Origin of the sequence: Dyadobacter sp. 22481 (assembly GCF_052044875.1) — a bacterium.
Taxonomy (GTDB): domain Bacteria; phylum Bacteroidota; class Bacteroidia; order Cytophagales; family Spirosomataceae; genus Dyadobacter; species Dyadobacter endophyticus.
This window is the reverse complement of the sequence record NZ_JBQENV010000002.1, coordinates 808911-825725: the sequence shown is the minus strand read 5'-3', so window position 1 is coordinate 825725 and position 16815 is coordinate 808911. Positions and strand designations below refer to the sequence as shown.

The 16815-nt window shown below is 49.4% G+C and carries 16 protein-coding genes; 12 read left to right on the top strand and 4 right to left on the bottom strand.

Translation table 11 applies throughout. From position 1 onward, the window contains the following. Positions 1-32: 32 nt before the first annotated feature. Entirely contained in the window at positions 33-662 is a 630-nt protein-coding gene (can, locus tag ACTJJJ_RS13510) for a carbonate dehydratase (RefSeq protein ID WP_188934358.1), read from the bottom strand. Positions 663-840: 178 nt separating this feature from the next. Here can and ileS point away from each other — a divergent pair, with 178 nt between their 5' ends. From ileS to ACTJJJ_RS13495, 3 genes are all read left to right on the top strand, one after another. Continuing rightward, a complete protein-coding gene (ileS, locus tag ACTJJJ_RS13505) occupies positions 841-4269 on the top strand; it encodes an isoleucine--tRNA ligase (protein ID WP_440702062.1) in 3429 nt (1142 codons plus the stop codon). Between the two features lie 120 nt (positions 4270-4389). Beyond that, positions 4390-5169 carry a 3-hydroxyacyl-CoA dehydrogenase gene (locus ACTJJJ_RS13500; protein WP_440702061.1) on the top strand — a complete coding sequence of 260 codons (780 nt, stop codon included), beginning with the start codon at positions 4390-4392 and terminating at the stop codon, positions 5167-5169. Between the two features lie 490 nt (positions 5170-5659). Further along, positions 5660-5809: a hypothetical protein gene (locus ACTJJJ_RS13495; RefSeq protein ID WP_440702060.1), complete on the top strand. Its 150-nt coding sequence runs from the start codon at positions 5660-5662 to the stop codon at positions 5807-5809. 14 nt (positions 5810-5823) lie between these two features. On the opposite strand, the gene ACTJJJ_RS13490 is transcribed toward ACTJJJ_RS13495, so the two are convergent. Next, on the bottom strand, positions 5824-6573 hold the full coding sequence (locus ACTJJJ_RS13490) for a DeoR/GlpR family DNA-binding transcription regulator (protein ID WP_229222515.1): 750 nt from the start codon (positions 6571-6573) through the stop codon (positions 5824-5826). Positions 6574-6689: 116 nt separating this feature from the next. Between ACTJJJ_RS13490 and ACTJJJ_RS13485 the strand changes: the two genes are divergently transcribed. The 3 genes from ACTJJJ_RS13485 to ACTJJJ_RS13475 all read left to right on the top strand — a co-directional run bounded on the left by ACTJJJ_RS13485 (position 6690) and on the right by ACTJJJ_RS13475 (position 7817). Further along, a complete protein-coding gene (locus tag ACTJJJ_RS13485) occupies positions 6690-7223 on the top strand; it encodes a 5' nucleotidase, NT5C type (RefSeq protein WP_440702059.1) in 534 nt (177 codons plus the stop codon). A gap of 89 nt (positions 7224-7312) precedes the next feature. Continuing rightward, positions 7313-7543: a hypothetical protein gene (locus ACTJJJ_RS13480; RefSeq protein ID WP_440702058.1), complete on the top strand. Its 231-nt coding sequence runs from the start codon at positions 7313-7315 to the stop codon at positions 7541-7543. Continuing rightward, on the top strand, positions 7515-7817 hold the full coding sequence (locus ACTJJJ_RS13475) for a type II toxin-antitoxin system RelE/ParE family toxin (protein WP_440702057.1): 303 nt from the start codon (positions 7515-7517) through the stop codon (positions 7815-7817). The genes ACTJJJ_RS13480 and ACTJJJ_RS13475 overlap by 29 nt, the downstream gene beginning before the upstream one ends. Here the strand turns inward: ACTJJJ_RS13475 and uvrB are convergent. Together uvrB and ACTJJJ_RS13465 are read right to left on the bottom strand one after the other, a co-directional pair. Then, positions 7814-9832, bottom strand: coding sequence for an excinuclease ABC subunit UvrB (gene uvrB / locus ACTJJJ_RS13470; protein WP_188935238.1), 2019 nt, complete (start codon positions 9830-9832; stop codon positions 7814-7816). The two genes, ACTJJJ_RS13475 and uvrB, sit on opposite strands and share 4 nt — an antisense overlap. A 94-nt stretch (positions 9833-9926) precedes the next feature. After that, positions 9927-10781: a cupin-like domain-containing protein gene (locus ACTJJJ_RS13465; RefSeq protein WP_188934375.1), complete on the bottom strand. Its 855-nt coding sequence runs from the start codon at positions 10779-10781 to the stop codon at positions 9927-9929. Positions 10782-10976: 195 nt separating this feature from the next. Here ACTJJJ_RS13465 and ACTJJJ_RS13460 point away from each other — a divergent pair, with 195 nt between their 5' ends. From ACTJJJ_RS13460 to ACTJJJ_RS13435, 6 genes are all read left to right on the top strand, one after another. After that, positions 10977-11786: a helix-turn-helix domain-containing protein gene (locus ACTJJJ_RS13460; protein ID WP_188934376.1), complete on the top strand. Its 810-nt coding sequence runs from the start codon at positions 10977-10979 to the stop codon at positions 11784-11786. Positions 11787-11852: 66 nt separating this feature from the next. Further along, positions 11853-12239 carry a VOC family protein gene (locus tag ACTJJJ_RS13455; protein ID WP_440702056.1) on the top strand — a complete coding sequence of 129 codons (387 nt, stop codon included), beginning with the start codon at positions 11853-11855 and terminating at the stop codon, positions 12237-12239. A 52-nt stretch (positions 12240-12291) separates the two neighbouring features. Next, entirely contained in the window at positions 12292-12630 is a 339-nt protein-coding gene (locus ACTJJJ_RS13450) for a n-acetylglutamate synthase (protein WP_188934380.1), read from the top strand. A gap of 23 nt (positions 12631-12653) precedes the next feature. Continuing rightward, positions 12654-13184: a YceI family protein gene (locus ACTJJJ_RS13445; protein WP_426292963.1), complete on the top strand. Its 531-nt coding sequence runs from the start codon at positions 12654-12656 to the stop codon at positions 13182-13184. 130 nt (positions 13185-13314) lie between these two features. Continuing rightward, positions 13315-15387, top strand: coding sequence for a TonB-dependent receptor plug domain-containing protein (locus ACTJJJ_RS13440; RefSeq protein WP_440702055.1), 2073 nt, complete (start codon positions 13315-13317; stop codon positions 15385-15387). Between the two features lie 36 nt (positions 15388-15423). After that, complete coding sequence (locus tag ACTJJJ_RS13435; protein ID WP_440702054.1) at positions 15424-16815, top strand: HmuY family protein; 1392 nt, start codon at positions 15424-15426, stop codon at positions 16813-16815.

Below are 16815 nucleotides of genomic sequence, written 5' to 3'. Positions count from 1 at the left end.
CTCCCTTTCCTCCCTTTCATCCCACAAAAAAATCAGAAATCGTAACGATAAATCCCCTCCACCTTCGTATTCGGCGGCATATGGGCCAGGGTTTTCAAAAGTCCGTCGTGCAGGCCGAACACCCAGCCGTGGAGGTGCAGCTCCTGTCCCTGGTGCCACGCCCCCTGTACAATGCTCGTCTGCGCAAGGTTGTGCACCTGCTGGATTACATTCAGTTCCACCAGGCGGTCGAAACGCTTTTTCTCGTCCTCGATCGCATCCAGCTCGGTGGCGAACTTGTCGTACACATCTTTGATATTATGAAGCCAGCGATTGATCAGGCCCAGGTCCTTGTGCATCATCGACGCTTTCACGCCGCCACATTGGTAATGCCCGACAACCAATATATGCCTCACTTTCAACACCTCCACGGCATATTGCAACACGCTGAGCATGTTCATATCCGTATGTACCACCAGGTTGGCTACGTTGCGGTGTACAAACATTTCACCGGGCTGCGAACCTGTCAGGTCTTCGGCAGGTACGCGGCTGTCGGAACATCCGATCCAGAGAAAATCCGGTTTCTGATCTTTGGCCAGGTTATCAAAATACGTTTCGTCAACTTCGAGTTGCCTGGCGGCCCAGGTTTTATTGGCTGATAACAGGGTGTTGATAAGTTCCATTTCGCGATTGATGATTGAGGCACCAAAATAATACAATCTCCGTCAGATTCATTCAAAAGCGTACATCCTTTTAGCGGAAAAAAATCCGTAATTTTGCACTCTTAAAATCCGGAGAGGGTTATAAATAGTGCTATTTACATGACCAGCCAGGGCGAAACGCCCGACGCTAACAACCCATATGAAATACAACGAATATAAAAATCTGAGTTACCCGCAAATCGGGGACGAAGTACTGAAATTCTGGAAAGACAAGAAGATCTTTGAAGCATCGGTAGAAACTCGCGAGGGCTCCCCTACTTTCACATTTTATGAAGGACCGCCGTCGGCCAACGGTACGCCGGGCATTCACCACGTAATGGCGCGGGCGATCAAGGATATTTTCTGCCGTTACAAAACTTTGCAGGGCTTTCAGGTGAAGCGTAAAGGCGGCTGGGACACGCACGGTCTGCCGGTCGAGCTACAAGTGGAAAAGGAACTGGGCATTATCAAGGACGATATCGGAAAGAAGATTTCGGTAGCGGATTATAACGAAAAATGCCGCCAGACGGTCATGAAATTCACCGACCAGTGGAATGACCTGACCGAGAAAATGGGTTACTGGGTTGACCTCGACAATCCTTATATTACCTACAAAAGCGAATATATCGAAAGCCTCTGGCATCTGCTCAAAAAGCTATATGACAAAGGTTTACTCTACAAAGGATATACGATCCAGCCATATTCACCGGCTGCCGGAACGGGTCTGTCGTCGCACGAACTGAACATGCCCGGCACGTATAAAGACGTGAAGGATACTACCATTGTGGCCATGTTTAAGGTCAAAGATGCTGCTAAATGGGAAGCATTGGCGGGTTCTGCCGACCTGGATATCCGCATTCTGGCCTGGACGACCACGCCCTGGACGCTTCCTGCGAACTCCGCATTGACCGTGGGTGGCAATATTGATTATGTGTTGGTTAAAACCTTTAATCCTTACACGCACGAGCCTGTGGCCGTTGTGCTCGCGAAGGATCTGGTAGGCAAATATTTCTCCGAAAAAGGCCACAACGGCGATTTCGAAGGCTATGCGGCCAGTGATAAAAAGCTGCTTCCCTGGACAGTTTTAAATGAGTTCAAAGGCAAAGCCCTGGAAGGCATCGAGTACGAGCAACTGCTGCCTTACATTCAACCGGAGACTCCCGCTTTCCGTGTCATCCTCGGCGATTTCGTAACTACCGAAGATGGTACCGGCGTAGTGCACACCTCTCCTACCTTCGGCGCGGACGACTTCCGGGTTGCGCAGGCAAATGGTATCCCGCCCATTATGGTGAAGGACGAAAACGGCAAGGAAGTGCCTATCGTAGATCGCCAGGGCCGTTTTGTGAAAGAAATCACTGATTATGCGGGCCGCTTTGTAAAACCTGAATATTACTCCCAGGCCGAACAGGACGATCCCGAGTTCCGCCCGACCGACGTGCTGATCGCCATCAAACTGAAAGAAGAAGGCAAAGCATTTAAAGTCGAGAAATACGAACACCCCTACCCGCATTGCTGGCGTACCGACAAGCCGGTGCTCTACTACCCGCTCGACAGCTGGTTTATCCGCACCACTGCTGTGAAAGACCGGTTGGTAGAACTGAACAAAAGCATTAACTGGAAACCCGAAAGTACCGGTACCGGCCGCTTTGGCAACTGGCTTGAAAACCTGGTTGACTGGAACCTCTCGCGCTCGCGCTACTGGGGCACGCCGCTGCCGATCTGGCGGAACGATTATGGCGATGAGGTATGCATCGGCTCGATCGAAGAACTGAAAGACAAGCTGGAAGAAGCCATTATTTCCGGCCACCTTACCCGCGAGCAGGCATTGCACAACTCGGATTATCTGCAAAAACTGGAACATGGCGACTACGACCTGCACCGTCCGTATGTGGATGATGTAGTGCTGATAGGTAAAACAGGCCACATCATGCACCGCGAACCGGACCTGATCGACGTTTGGTTCGACTCCGGCGCGATGCCATACGCACAATGGCATTATCCGTTTGAAAACCAGGAAATATTCAACCAAGCCTACCCTGCCGACTTTATTTCGGAAGGTGTAGACCAAACCCGCGGTTGGTTTTTCACATTGCACGCCATTGCGGGAATGTTGTTCGACTCGGTTGCATTCAAGAATGTGGTCTCGACCGGCCTGGTACTTGATAAGAACGGCAACAAAATGTCGAAACGTCTTGGCAATGCCGTCGACCCGTTTGCGACCCTGGCACAATATGGCCCAGATGCGACACGCTGGTATATGATCACCAATGCGGAGCCGTGGGATAACCTGAAATTCAATATCGACGGCATCGGCGAGGTGCAGCGCAAGTTCTTCGGAACGTTGGTGAATACCTACAATTTCTTTGCATTGTATGCGAATCTCGACGGTTACGAGTTCCACGAAGCGAATTCTGTACCTATCGAAAAGCGCACCGAGCTCGACCGCTGGATTTTATCGAAACTGAATACATTGATCAATGAAGTTGGCGAGCAATTCGACGATTACAATCCGACCAAAGCGGGCCGCCTCGTGCAGGATTTCGTTACCGACCAGCTTTCAAACTGGTATATCCGCCTCAACCGCCGCCGCTTCTGGAACCCATCGGCTGAGCAAGGCGAAGGTTTGACCAACGACAAAGCGGCTGCCTACGAGACATTGCACCATTGTTTGGCAACCGTTTCGCAGCTTATGTCGCCTATCGCACCTTTCTTTGGAGAATGGTTATATAAAAACCTGACGGACAGCGATCGCGAAGCGTCTATTCAGCACAATGCGCCATTCAAATACGACTCGGTGCATTTGACTTACTGGCCAAAAATCGAGGCAGAAGTAGTCGATACCGACCTGGAAGAGGCAATGGACCTCGCGCAACGCATTAGCTCGCTTGTTCACTCGATCAGGAAAGGACATAAGCTGAAAGTACGTCAGCCATTGTCCAAAATCCTGATCCCTGTTTTAAGTGATAAAACGAAACGTCAGATCGAGCAGGTAGCTTACATTATCCTTTCGGAAGTGAATGTGAAGCACATCGAGTTCGTACACGACGACAGCGGCATTTTGAAAAAGAAAATCAAACCTAACTTCAAAACACTCGGACCTAAATTCGGACCGAAAATGAAGGAGGTAGCCGCCGCCATTTCCGCGATGGATGAAATTCAAATCCGTGAAATCGAAGCCAGCACCGCCATTACGCTGCCATCTACCAGCGGGCCTATCGAAATCGCATTAACGGACGTGGAAATCATCGCCGAAGACGTTCCGGGCTGGCTTGTTGCGAGCGAAGGCGGCCTGACCGTTGCCCTCGACATTACCGTTACCGAAGACCTGCGCCTGGAAGGTATCGCCCGTGATTTCGTAAATCGTGTGCAGAATCTCCGCAAAGACAGCGGTTTTGAAGTAACCGACAAGATCCGCATTACCTTACAAGACAACAACGGCCTGCTCGCCAGCGCAGTAACCGCTAATAAAGACTACATCTGCCAGGAAGTACAAGCCCTGGACCTCAACCTCGTCGGCGACCTGAATGGGGAAGCGACGGAAATCGAGATGGATGAGTTTTTGTTGAAGGTGAAGATTGAGGTTGTGTAGATGAAACTTCCGTTTCAATGATAATAAAAAGGCGTCGCACTCGTGGGACGCCTTTTTTACGCATATATAAATTATCACAATTTTTGGGAAGTCAGCACAAAAATCTTAGTTTTATCCAATATGCAATTCCAAACCTCCACAGCCCTCATCACCGGCGGCGCCTCCGGCCTTGGAGAAGCGACTGCACGGCTATTCATAAGTCAGGGAGCCAAAGTTGTTGTCCTGGACTTAAATGAAACGGCTGGACAAGCGCTGGAAAACGAATTTCCAAGCCTGCTTAAATTCATCAGAACCGACGTAACCAGCGAAAGCGAAGTCCAGAATGCGCTGGACATTGCCCTGCAAACCTTTGACGGTATTCAAATCGTGGTCAACTGCGCCGGCATCGCTCCCGCGCGCAAGATCGTAGGCAAAGCGGATGGCATTTACGGCCCGCATTCTTTTGAGCTTTTTGAAAAAACGATTCGTATTAATCTCATCGGCACATTCAATGTAATGCGGCTGGCTGCATTTGCAATGGAGAAGAATGAGCCAAATGCGGAGGGTGAGCGCGGCGTGATCATCAATACGGCTTCCGTGGCAGCCTATGACGGCCAAATGGGGCAGGTAGCTTATGCCGCGAGCAAAGGCGGGATTGTGAGTATGACGCTACCCGTTGCGCGGGATCTTGCAAAATCCGGCATTCGCGTAATGGCCATCGCACCGGGACTTTTTGAAACACCTTTACTAATGGGGTTGCCGGAAGAAACCCGCATTTCATTAGGACAACAGATTCCGTTTCCCTCGCGACTTGGAAAGCCTTCCGAATATGCATTACTTGCTAAATCCATTGTGGAAAATCCGATGCTGAACGGCGAGGTAATTCGTTTGGACGGGGCCATCAGAATGGCTCCCAGATAGTTAAAATCAACCGATAATGAGAGGACATTACTTCTTAAAATGGTTATTCCTGACAGTTTTGTCTGTCAGTACCCTCCATTTTAGGGAGATCGCAGGTGTTGGCCCCTATAAAACTGAGCAAGTCTATGCTGTTCAGCGCGTTAGTCAAAGGCAAAGCCTATTCAGCCTTAAAAACCTCAAACCCGCTGGAAACCGGCCCTTTGCTTTTACCTGTTTTAAAAACCAGCAACACGCACATCTTACTTACCTTTCGAATGAGCTAAGTAGCTCCATCACGCAGCATCCCGATTTCCACTTCACCCGGGTGCCTGGCTGCGTTCACATTCAAAATCAGCATTTCCGGAGCCGTACACGCTCGGCTGACCCCCATTCCATTTTCCTATCGTAATCCGGCGTCCCGCATTTCGCGGATGCTTGTAACGATGCGCCCGGGCGCATCAGGGCTAAGCTATGCGCCTGGCCCTAACGCTTCATTTAAATCGATTGGAAAATGGGAATCAAACGAACCGTATTCTTCCTGCGGAAATGGCTTCTCAGGATGGCTATTTCGTTTATGCTCGGGTTTTCGAATGCCATTAATCAGGACACGAAGAGCATTGACGATACTTCTTTTAAAGTTGAAGAAACTACTAAAAAATAAACGGCGCCCGGGAATCAGACTAAACTGATTCCCAGCTTCCGGTAAATATTAAATTCTTCGTTTTCAGCCTCTTTATCAGTAATAATCATGGATAACCGTTCTGTCGGACAAACATAGTAGGCCTCGGCAGTACCCAGCTTTTCAGTAGTTGCTAATGCAATTACTTCCTTCGACGATTCAATCATAGTCCGCTTCACTTCGCTTTCCTCGAAATCAGGGCCGGTGACGCCCAGTTCGGTGTGAATGCTGCAAATGCCGAGTAGACAAATATCTGCCCGGAACTTTTTGAAAAACTGCATTGCATCATTGCCGATCGTGACAAACGAGTCTTTGAGCAAACGCCCTCCGGCAAACAGCACTTCAACGTGCTCATGCTCTTCCAGAATCGAGGCAATAGGGAAACTATTAGTGATAACCGTCAGTTTCAGGTCTTTCGGAAGCATTTGGGCGATCAGCATTGCTGAAGTACCGCCGTCGAAGATTACTACCTGGCCGTCTTTGAGAAATTGTAACGCCTTTTTTGCAATAATCTGCTTCTGATCGTTGTCATATTTGACCCTATCGCGGAAATGGTGTGGGCCTGGTGAATGTGGCACTGCTCCTCCTCGCACCGATTTGAGCAAGCCCTGGTCGGCCAGCTCCTTGATATCCCGCCTGACGGTATCCTCGGACACATTCAAAAGCGTACTCAGATGCCCCAGATAGACTTTCTGATCATGCCCCAACTGATCCAGTATGATCTGGAAACGTTCTTCTTTTAACATAGGTACCCCCGATTATGCTTGCAAATTTAACAAACATTTTAAATTTAATGTTGCAAAATATTGCATAGTAATTTTATATTTGTTGCAAATAATTGCAAATACTAATTTCTTTCGTCATGAAAAAATCGATTGCGGTGGATATGGATAATGTCATCGTCGACATTGAAGCTAACTGGATCAACTGGTACGCAGACGCTTTTGGGATAAGAATTACGAAACTGGATATGCACGGCATTCCCGAAGACCAGGCCTTTCCGGACCCGTTAGCCGCGCGGAGCCTGATTTACAAACCTGGATTTTTCCGTAATGCACCCGTCATTCCCGGATCGCAGGAGGCCATCATCAAATTGCAGGAAAACTACGAAGTCTACATCGTATCCGCTGCCATGGAGTTCCCAAATTCTCTGTCTGAAAAACACGACTGGCTAGCCGAACACTTTCCCTCGATCCATTGGAGAAACATCATTTTCTGCGGAGACAAAAGTGTGATCAACACCGATTACCTCATCGACGATCACTTTAAAAACCTCGATTTTCACAAAGGAAGGCCTATTCTATTCACCGCAGGGCACAACAGGGGAATCGATAGGCATACCCGGGTGAATAGTTGGGAAGAAGTGTTGGAGTTGCTGGCCTCCGAATTGGTCTGATACCGGCTGATCATTCAAAGGGTTAGTTCGGGTATTTTTTGTAACTTTATATAGTTCCAGCAATTATCTTGAAGCTTAATTACCGACTTATGAAGACGCAGCAACTTTCGTTTGACCAACTCGCAGACCTTATTCAAAGCCTTGATGAGGTCGACAAAAGTAAGGTTAGTCGCGCTTTGCAAGAAGGTTTTGAGCTATCGCCGGAAGGATTGGATGAACTGCTCAAAAGATTAGCTGCATTCGACGACGGTAAGTTATCGGCTCGCCCCTGGAACGACATAAAAAAAGACTTTGGCTCATTACAACATTCTCCTTTTTAAAACTGCTGAAATCGAGCTCCATGAAGCATACGAATGGTATGAAAAACAAAAAACCGGATTAGGCGACAGATTTATAGGGGAAATATCGGGCTGTTTAAATTCCATAGCCGACAATCCCTACAAGTTTGCTAAAAGATATGGCCAAATTTTACGTTTCGAACCGCTACCGGTTTTCCCTTTTGTAATAGCCTTTCGGCCACTAGAAGCCAAACGAGTGATTCACGTCGTCTCCGTTTTCCATACTAGCCGTAACCCAAAAAAATTTCAGGCCTAACCCTGCTCCTGCACCCGCGCCTTCAATTGCAGCAGTTCATCCCGCAACCGTGCAGCTTCCAGAAAGTCCAGATCCTTCGCGGCGGCTTCCATTTTACGCTGGGTTTCGGCAACGAGTTTTTGTAAATCGGTTTTACCCATGTATTGAACGACAGGATCAGCTGCAATGCGGACTTCATCCGGCTCAACGTATATTTTGCGAACCTTGGAGTCGGCCACAGAAGTCTGCTCCATAATGGCCTCTTTGGATTTCCGAACGGTTCTTGGCGTGATGCCGTTCTCCATATTGTAATCCATTTGAATGCTCCGGCGACGGTTTGTTTCATCGATCGCAAGCTGCATTGAGCCGGTGATGGTATCCGCATACATAATCACCTTCCCGCGGTCGTTACGCGCCGCGCGGCCGATGGTCTGGATCATGGAGCGGGTATCACGGAGGAAACCCTCTTTGTCTGCATCCATAATGGCCACGAGCGATACTTCGGGCAAGTCGAGCCCCTCGCGGAGGAGGTTTACGCCCACCAGCACATCAAATATGCCAAGGCGCAATTCCCGTAATATTTCCACGCGGTCTAATGTCTTCACTTCCGAGTGAATATAGCGGCATTTGATACCGACGCGGTCGAGGTATTTGCTCAGCTCTTCGGCCATCCGTTTCGTCAAAGTGGTTATCAGAACGCGGTCGCCCAACTTAATGCGTTCATTTATTTCTTCCAGCAGGTCGTCGATCTGGTTCAGGCTTGGCCTCACTTCAATTTCGGGATCCAGCAGACCGGTAGGACGTATAATCTGCTCAACGACAACACCTTCCGACTTTCTCAGTTCATAATCCGCAGGTGTGGCGCTTACAAAAATGGTTTGCGGCGTCATGTCTTCGAACTCCTGGAATGTCAGCGGCCGGTTATCCAATGCCGATGGTAGCCGAAAACCGTATTCCACCAAAGCCTCTTTACGCGAGCGGTCGCCGCCCCACATGGCGCGGATCTGCGGCATCGTCACGTGGCTTTCGTCGACCACCATCAAAAAATCCTCAGGAAAATAGTCGAGCAGACAGAATGGGCGTTGCCCGGGCATTCGACGATCGAAATAGCGGGAATAGTTCTCGATGCCGGAGCAATAGCCCAGTTCGCGCATCATCTCCATGTCAAACTCGGTACGCTCTTTCACGCGCTCGGCCTCCGCGAGTCTCCCTTCGGCAATAAAATACTTGATCTGATTTTGCAGATCGTCCTGTATCTCTTTAATGGATTGGTTCAGAACGTCGCGACCGGTAACGAACAGGTTTGCCGGAAAAATGGCGATCGCTTTTTCAGAAGACAGCTTCTTACCCGTCTCGGGCTCGATGCGCTGGATCTCCTCGATTTCATCCCCGAAAAAGATAAAACGGTAAGCAAAATCCGCATAACCCGGAAAAACATCGACCGTATCGCCTTTTACGCGGAAAGTCCCGCGATTGAATTCTACTTCCGTCCGGCTATAAAGGATTTCCACAAGCCTGAACAGAAACTGGTTGCGGCTTACCACATCGCCGAGCTTGGCGCTCACGATGCTTTTTTTGTATTCCAAAGGGTTTCCCGCACCATAAATACAAGAAACCGACGCCACCACGATCACATCCCGGCGCCCGCTCATGAGCGACGAGACAGTGTGCAAACGCAGCTTTTCGATCTCCTGATTGATCATCAGGTCCTTTTCAATGTAGGTATTGGTGGTGGAAATGAATGCCTCAGGCTGGTAATAGTCGTAGTAGCTGATAAAATACTCGACGGCATTGGTGGGAAAAAACTGCTTGAACTCGCCGTAAAGCTGGGCTGCCAGCGTTTTATTGTGGCTCAGTACGAGGGTCGGCTTGTTCACATGCGACACCACATTGGCCACCGTGAATGTCTTCCCGGAACCCGTCACCCCAAGTAAGGTCTGGGCAGGTTCCCCGTTTTCAATTCCTTGTATTAGTTGTTTGATCGCCTCCGGCTGATCGCCCGTTGGCTGGTATTCTGAAGTGAGTTCGAAGTTCATAGCTAGTCGTAAGGCAATATCAAGGGAACGCATTTCAAAGATAGATTAGTTTCCTTGAAATGCGTCGCCGGGCGTCGATCCGCGCCTTATTGCCTTATGCTTGCTTTTGCACCAATTCCTGTGCGTTTTCGACTGCTTTCTTTTCTTTCCAATGCTGCCAGTCGATACCGAGGAGTTTAGTCATGCTTTTATCTACAAAAGTATGACGAACCAGGTTCATGCCACCCCGGACTGCCGTGAAAATGGAATTGTTCGCGCGCAATGCGAGGCTGAAACCGCCATCCACATAGCGGATATAATGCCACCAGAGCGAAGGAATGAAGATCGTCTCTCCGTGATGGAGGATTGTTTCGTAACCGGTTGCGCCCTTCAATGCCGGGAACTTCTCGTAATCCGGATCAAGAGGGTTCACCTTGCTCATGACAGTGAACGGGTGGTGGTAAAGCCTGCGGCTTTCTTCGGGAGAGAATAAAATAACCTGCTTGCGGGTCTGGAACTGCGTCAGGAACACATTTGAGCAGTCCATATCGTAGTGCAGGTTCGTAATCGAACCTTCTCCGCCAAAAAATACAAATTTGTAAGATTTCAGAAAGCCATCCATGATCGTCGGAAAACGGATATCGTCCGCGAGCTCAGGGATTTTTTTAAAAATGTCGAAAAGGAAAATCCGGAGATCGGTCGGGCCTTTTTCTATGAGGCTCAGGTAATCGCCGAATTTCATCGTTTTGGCAATCTGGAAATATTTGTCGGCGTCGTGGATGTGGTTATCTACCAGGGGAACATCCAGGCTCCCGTGGTTTTCCCGAAGCCATTCGAAAGTCCATTTCTGAACCGCCGGCCAATCTTTCGCCAGGTCGGTAAACACCACCGGGCGGCTTGGTTTTAAGTAATTCTCGATGAATTCTTCGCGCGTAAGTCCGGTGCGCTTCTCTATGGGCACTAATTTCATAGCAAGAAACTGAGTAGGTAATCGACTATTTATTGAATACCGTTACATTTTCAACTATAACGGGAGGATAACCGCCAGGGTTTCAAACCGGCCAAAATATCCGGTCAAATGTATTAAAGAGATTTCAAAAATATAAATTTCGTAGAATATAATAAAAGAATGCCCTTAAAGCAGATAGACTAAATAGGCTAGTTCATGAAATATTTCACAATACTCCCGCCAGCCGACCTTGCTCGGTACGTCCGCTTCTTCTGGGTCCTGGAACACGACCTCGCCGACGCCGAAGCCTACTTCCACCGGACTATGGCCGACGGATGCGCGGAAATGGTATTTCATTTCAAAGGCCGTTTCGACGAACTCTTGAAAACCGACCAGTCGGAGCTTTCCTTCCGCTCGGGCATTCATGGGCAATCACAATCCTTCCGGCGATTCCGGATTGGCGAGGATTTCGGGATCTTCGGGGTATACCTCTACCCTTTCGCTATTCCAGCGCTTTTCGGCATCCCCGCGGCGGAACTAAGCAATCAGATGCCCGACCTTGCCACGTTCTTAGGTAATGCGGGAATCGAACTCGAAGAACGTGTCATGCTCGCGACCGATCATCCCGAGCGCGTTCATATTGTCGCAGAGTTTCTGAGGAAACGCATTCGCAGCCACGAGGTGCATGAACCGGCGGTTTTTTCGGTGATCAGCAGCGTGATCCGTTCCAACGGACTGGCCAAAATCCCGGAGCTTGCGGCGCAAAGTTTTCTGTCTACCCGGCAATTCGAACGAAAATTTCTGGCATTCTCAGGTTTCAATCCGAAGCTGTTCAGCCGGATTATCCGGTTCCACTCCGCCCTTAATGAATACGGCAATAAGGAAAAATCACTCACGGAAATCGCCTACGAATGCGGCTATTACGACCAATCGCATTTTATTCACGACTTCAAGGCATTCTCCGGAGAGCACCCAAAAACCTATTTCTCCGGCAACGCGGAAGGGACAGGTTACCGCGATGCATGATGTCGTATTTTTCCAATTTCAGGGCCGGCAGCCCGGCTACTTTTGTTCAAACCAAAAACAAAAATCATGAGCAACGTAAAAATCCCAAACGGCCACCAGGCCGTAATCCCTTATCTGATGCTGGACGGCGCCGCCAGATTTAAAGAATTTACGACCAAAGTATTTGATGGCACAGTCTCCGCCACGCACTATCAGGAAGATGCGCCCGAGATGATCAAACATGCAGAAGTTTCCATCAGCGGCAGTGTCATCATGTTCTGCGATGCACGCGCCGAATGGCCCGCGCAACCCGCAAACCTGTTCGTTTATGTGGAGAATGCCGACACCAGCTACGAGAAGGCCCTGAAATCCGGCGGCACAAGCATTATGCCACCCGCCGATCAGGAGTATGGCCGGAGCTGCGGCGTATCCGACCCGTGTGGCAATACATGGTGGATCACCTCCGTTCTTTGATCGAAATGCCGTCTTAATACCTATATTTAGCGCATTAAGACGGCAATTCCCTATGATCAATTATAACAACAAAGTATTCGTCCCATTGTCCAATTCCGAAAACGGTGAGGTAGATCTGGGCATGCAATTTGTGTATCAACAATCGGGCAATATAGTGACCTCTACGTACGCAGGCGGGCGCATTCGCAGCGGGCATCTGATCGCACTCGTAGACGAGCACGGAAACCTGGATATGCGCTATCACCAGGTGAATGACAAGGGCGAGATCACGACGGGCATTTGTAAATCGACGCCTGAGCAACTTCCGAACGGTAAAATCCGTATGCATGAAAAATGGCAATGGACTTCCGGCGACCGCTCAGAAGGCGAATCCTTGCTGGAAGAACTCTGATATTCATCCAAACTAAAACTTACATGCGACTCCTACTTACATTATGCGTCATGGCCACGGTTTTTGCCGGCCATGTTTCCGCTCAAACGACCAAAATCGTTTCCGGTTCTACCAAGTTCAGCGTGAAGTTCATCCTCGGCACCTGCAACGGCACATTCGACGCGCCGCGCGGGGAGGCTGTTTTCAATGAGAAAAACCCGGAAAATGCTTCGTTCGATGTCAAAATTGCTGCTGGCACGTTCAAAACCAACAACAACTCGCGGGATAAAGATTTGAAGAGCGACAAATATTTCTGGGTCGAGAAATATCCCGATATCCATTTCAAATCTTCCAAAGTCGAGAAGAAAGGCGATAAGTACCAGGCCACCGGCACCCTGACGATGCGCGATGTTTCCAAAACCGTCGCGCTTCCCTTCGATGCTAAAAAGAATGCCGACGGCAGCTATTCCCTCACAAGTTCCTTCGACATCAACCGCCTCGATTACAAAATCGGCGAAAAGGACTGGAAACTGAAAGACATTGTCACGGTCAATCTCCAAGCGACGATCAAGTAACAATCTGTCGCATTACTAATCCCCGTTTCGGAGTATCAATTTCTTATTCACAAAAAATATTTCATTGTAATTGTAATTAGTCTAAATAATATTTTCCTTTGCGATTATAATTAGTCTAAATTAATCCTCCGTGAAATATTATTTTACCGTCACTTTGATATTGCTGGTAATCAGTAGTCTGATGGCTCAGGAGGGAAGTGGCGTTCCTAGGTCCAAAGTCGAAGCTACAAAGGCCTCGGATACAACACGATCTTTGAATGAGGTCGTAATTACCGGGCAATCTGAACCGCAATCGCTACGAAACTCGGTGTACCAGGTGCGCACGATCGACAGCGAGCGCATTCGCCTGCGAGGCGCGACCAATTTGCAGACTATCCTCAATACCGAGCTTGGAATACGTTTTTCCAATGATCTAACCCTTGGCACCAGCGATATTCAACTGATGGGCATCACGGGCCGCGGTATCAAAATCCTCCTCGACGGAATTCCGCTCACCGACCGGGGCGATAGCCGCGAAAGTCTGGGGCAGGTGGACATCAACACCATTGAAAAAATCGAAATCGTCGAAGGCCCGATGTCGGTCATATACGGAACAGATGCATTGGCGGGAGTGATCAATATCATCACCAAAAAGGCGCAAGACGGCTCTTCGATCACCGTGAATGCGCGGTTACAGGAAGAGACAGCGGGCGATGAATACAACGCATTAACCAAAAAAGGAACTCATAACCAAGGCGTCGGCGTCACCTGGCAGAATGCCTATTTGCAGCTATCCGGCAATGTAACCCGAAATAACTTTGGCGGGTGGCAAGGTGCCTCCACAGGACGTGCCCAAGCCTGGAAGCCCAAAGACCAGATGCTCTACACCGCGGGCACCCGGTTTACAGGCAAGCAATGGAACGTCTGGTATCGCTTCAACGGCACCGACGAAACCATCACAAGCCTGGGCAACTTAAACCTCTTAAAAGAAGCTGGTGATCAAGAATATATCAGCAAACGCTGGCTCCATCAGGTGCAGTCGGAATGGAAGGTCAATGAGAAATTGAGCCTTACGGCTGTCGGCTCCTATACCGACTATTCGCGCAGGACTTTAAGCACGAAGATCGATTCAACCGGCCGGCGTACATTGTCCCTCGAACCCGGCTCGCAGGACAAATCTATTTTTACCACTGCATTTTTCCGTGGAACGGCCTTTTACAAAGCCGGCGATCATCTTTCGGTATTAGCCGGAATCGATTTTTCGAACAATAATGCCTCCGGCGCGCGCATCAATGGCACGCCTACCATTAATGAATATGCGCTGTTTGTAGCTCCTGAGATCCGTTTCGGGCAGTTTTTCAAACTTACACCCGGTTTACGGTTCCTGAAAAATTCGGTTTATGATGCTCCGCCCGTAATCCCGTCGCTGAACGGTAAACTTACATTGAGCAAATCGCTGGATTTCCGTTTCGGGTATGCACGCGGGTTTCGCTCTCCTGCGCTACGCGAGCTGTATTTTGATTTTCATGACGCATCACATTCCATTAATGGTAATGTCAACTTGAAAGCCGAATACTCCAACAGTTTCAACTCCTTCCTCGTCTGGCAGGCCGTCAGCCGCGAAGAGCTCCGCATTAACTCCACATTAGGCGGGTTTTACAATGTTTTCCACGACCTGATCGACACCGCCATCGATCCGAACGACCGGACGCAGACAACCTATCTGAATATCCATTTATTCAAGACCACAGGGTTTTCGTTCGATAACAAGCTATTCTGGAAAAACCTGCAAGCGACAGTCGGGGCAACTTATATTGGCCGATACAATGAATTTTCGGCATCGCCGCAAGATTTCGGCTCGCTGCCCGAGTTTGTCTGGTCAACGGAAATTAATGCAAACCTGCTTTATACTTTCAAAAAAGCGGGTGCGAGTATTAACCTGTTCTACAAATTCTCCGGCAAGCGCCCCATCTACGAGACCGCCGACCAGGTCAATATCCATCTGGCCGAAACCGAAGGCTTTCACATGGCCGACCTGACGTTTAGCAAGACACTGGGCCAGTACGTCAATCTGCTGGGGGGGATTAAGAACCTTTTCGACGTGACCAACCTGCAAAACACCTCAACCGACACCGGCGGCGCACATAGCACGGGCGGCGCGGTACCGATGTCATTCGGTCGGTCGTATTTCCTCGGCCTCGTTTTTCAATGGACAAAGCTTTAACAATCAATTACCCTTTCATTATAACTCCAATACATTATGAAGAAAATAGTCCGGTCGCTATTACTGGTTGCATTTCTGGGAACATTCAACGCTTGCAGCGACGACGAGCCGCCACTACCGGATAACCTGGTGGCTTTCGAGGCCGCCGACAAGGGTTTTGAAGGGGAAGAAACCGAGATTAAAATCACGCTTACGAGGGCTGTGGACGCAGCAACGCCCGTTTCAGTGACATTGACCCCGACACAACTTACCTACGACACGGAGTTTACCACTGCTCCCGCTACCGCAAACAACACGATCACACTGTCGGTACCCGCAGGGCAGTCGTCGGTTTCTTTCAAAGTAAGCAAGAAAACGGGCGTCTTGCTGGATGGTGACGAGAGCATTGCATTCAAAATTGCCTCGGTAGGCGCGCCGGTATTGGTTGGCACCACCTCAGCTTTGAAACTGAGCTTCAAAGCGATCATTTCCGATGGTACCAGCATTCAACTGAACGGTATCGCCGGCAACGAACCCGGAAGCAGCGCCGCCAATTCGGTATTCCTTGACCTGAGCGCCAACGTGCAAACGCCCGTTCTCCGCAGCAGCTGGGATCTCGGCTTTTTCAATGGTACCGATTTCCGAGTAACCATCAATGCAACGAATGGTGCATCGGCACTGGCGATTAACAAGACAGACATTAACGCGGTTTCCGACAAGGATTTCAAACCGGATTCATTGGCTGTCGGCCAGGGCGTGGGTAAACTCTCCCTCGTAGACGACGCTGCCGGAGACCTCACTAAAACAGTAATCGCGGCAGTCTCGGCCACCGACGCTGAGAATAAAGTTTACATTCTTAACCGAAAAGGCGGATCGATGGACGTCCTTCCGGTGGCTGATTTATACAAGATCCGCATTCTACGTAAGGGAACCGGTTACACATTGCAGTACGCCAAAGTGAATGAAACAACCTTCAAAACCCTGGATATCACTAAAAATGCTGCTTACAACTTCGATTTTGTTTCGCTTGAAAAAGGCGCGACTGTCGGCGTAGAACCTGCGAAAGACCGCTGGGACCTGAAATGGGGTTACAGCATGTATTTCACCAATTTCGGCTCCGGGTTGATCCCTTACGGCTTCTCCGACCTGGTGTTCACCAACAATCTCGGGGGTGTGGAAGCTGTGGAAGTCCTCACCAGCACAGCAACTTACGACGCATTTGCCGAAAGTAATCTGACCGGCATTACATTCAGCAAAGCTGCGGATGTCATTGGCTCAAAATGGCGTGTCACGCAAGGCACCATCGGTGTTAAAACGGATCGTTTCTACCTCATCAAAGATCCGGCCGGCAACATTTACAAACTTCGTTTCGTGAGCTTCCATTCCAGCGATGGCGGCGAGCGCGGGAAGCCGAAATTGGAATACAAACTGGTTAAAAAGGGAGCCTGA

Bases quoted from the DNA above. Each gene is read 5' to 3' on its own strand.
- can (WP_188934358.1), bottom strand. From the start codon at position 662: ATGGAACTTATCAACACCCTGTTATCAGCCAATAAAACCTGGGCCGCC.
- ileS (WP_440702062.1), top strand. From the start codon at position 841: ATGAAATACAACGAATATAAAAATCTGAGTTACCCGCAAATCGGGGAC.
- ACTJJJ_RS13500 (WP_440702061.1), top strand. From the start codon at position 4,390: ATGCAATTCCAAACCTCCACAGCCCTCATCACCGGCGGCGCCTCCGGC.
- ACTJJJ_RS13495 (WP_440702060.1), top strand. From the start codon at position 5,660: ATGGGAATCAAACGAACCGTATTCTTCCTGCGGAAATGGCTTCTCAGG.
- ACTJJJ_RS13490 (WP_229222515.1), bottom strand. From the start codon at position 6,573: ATGTTAAAAGAAGAACGTTTCCAGATCATACTGGATCAGTTGGGGCAT.
- ACTJJJ_RS13485 (WP_440702059.1), top strand. From the start codon at position 6,690: ATGAAAAAATCGATTGCGGTGGATATGGATAATGTCATCGTCGACATT.
- ACTJJJ_RS13480 (WP_440702058.1), top strand. From the start codon at position 7,313: ATGAAGACGCAGCAACTTTCGTTTGACCAACTCGCAGACCTTATTCAA.
- uvrB (WP_188935238.1), bottom strand. From the start codon at position 9,832: ATGAACTTCGAACTCACTTCAGAATACCAGCCAACGGGCGATCAGCCG.
- ACTJJJ_RS13465 (WP_188934375.1), bottom strand. From the start codon at position 10,781: ATGAAATTAGTGCCCATAGAGAAGCGCACCGGACTTACGCGCGAAGAA.
- ACTJJJ_RS13460 (WP_188934376.1), top strand. From the start codon at position 10,977: ATGAAATATTTCACAATACTCCCGCCAGCCGACCTTGCTCGGTACGTC.
- ACTJJJ_RS13455 (WP_440702056.1), top strand. From the start codon at position 11,853: ATGAGCAACGTAAAAATCCCAAACGGCCACCAGGCCGTAATCCCTTAT.
- ACTJJJ_RS13450 (WP_188934380.1), top strand. From the start codon at position 12,292: ATGATCAATTATAACAACAAAGTATTCGTCCCATTGTCCAATTCCGAA.
- ACTJJJ_RS13445 (WP_426292963.1), top strand. From the start codon at position 12,654: ATGCGACTCCTACTTACATTATGCGTCATGGCCACGGTTTTTGCCGGC.
- ACTJJJ_RS13435 (WP_440702054.1), top strand. From the start codon at position 15,424: ATGAAGAAAATAGTCCGGTCGCTATTACTGGTTGCATTTCTGGGAACA.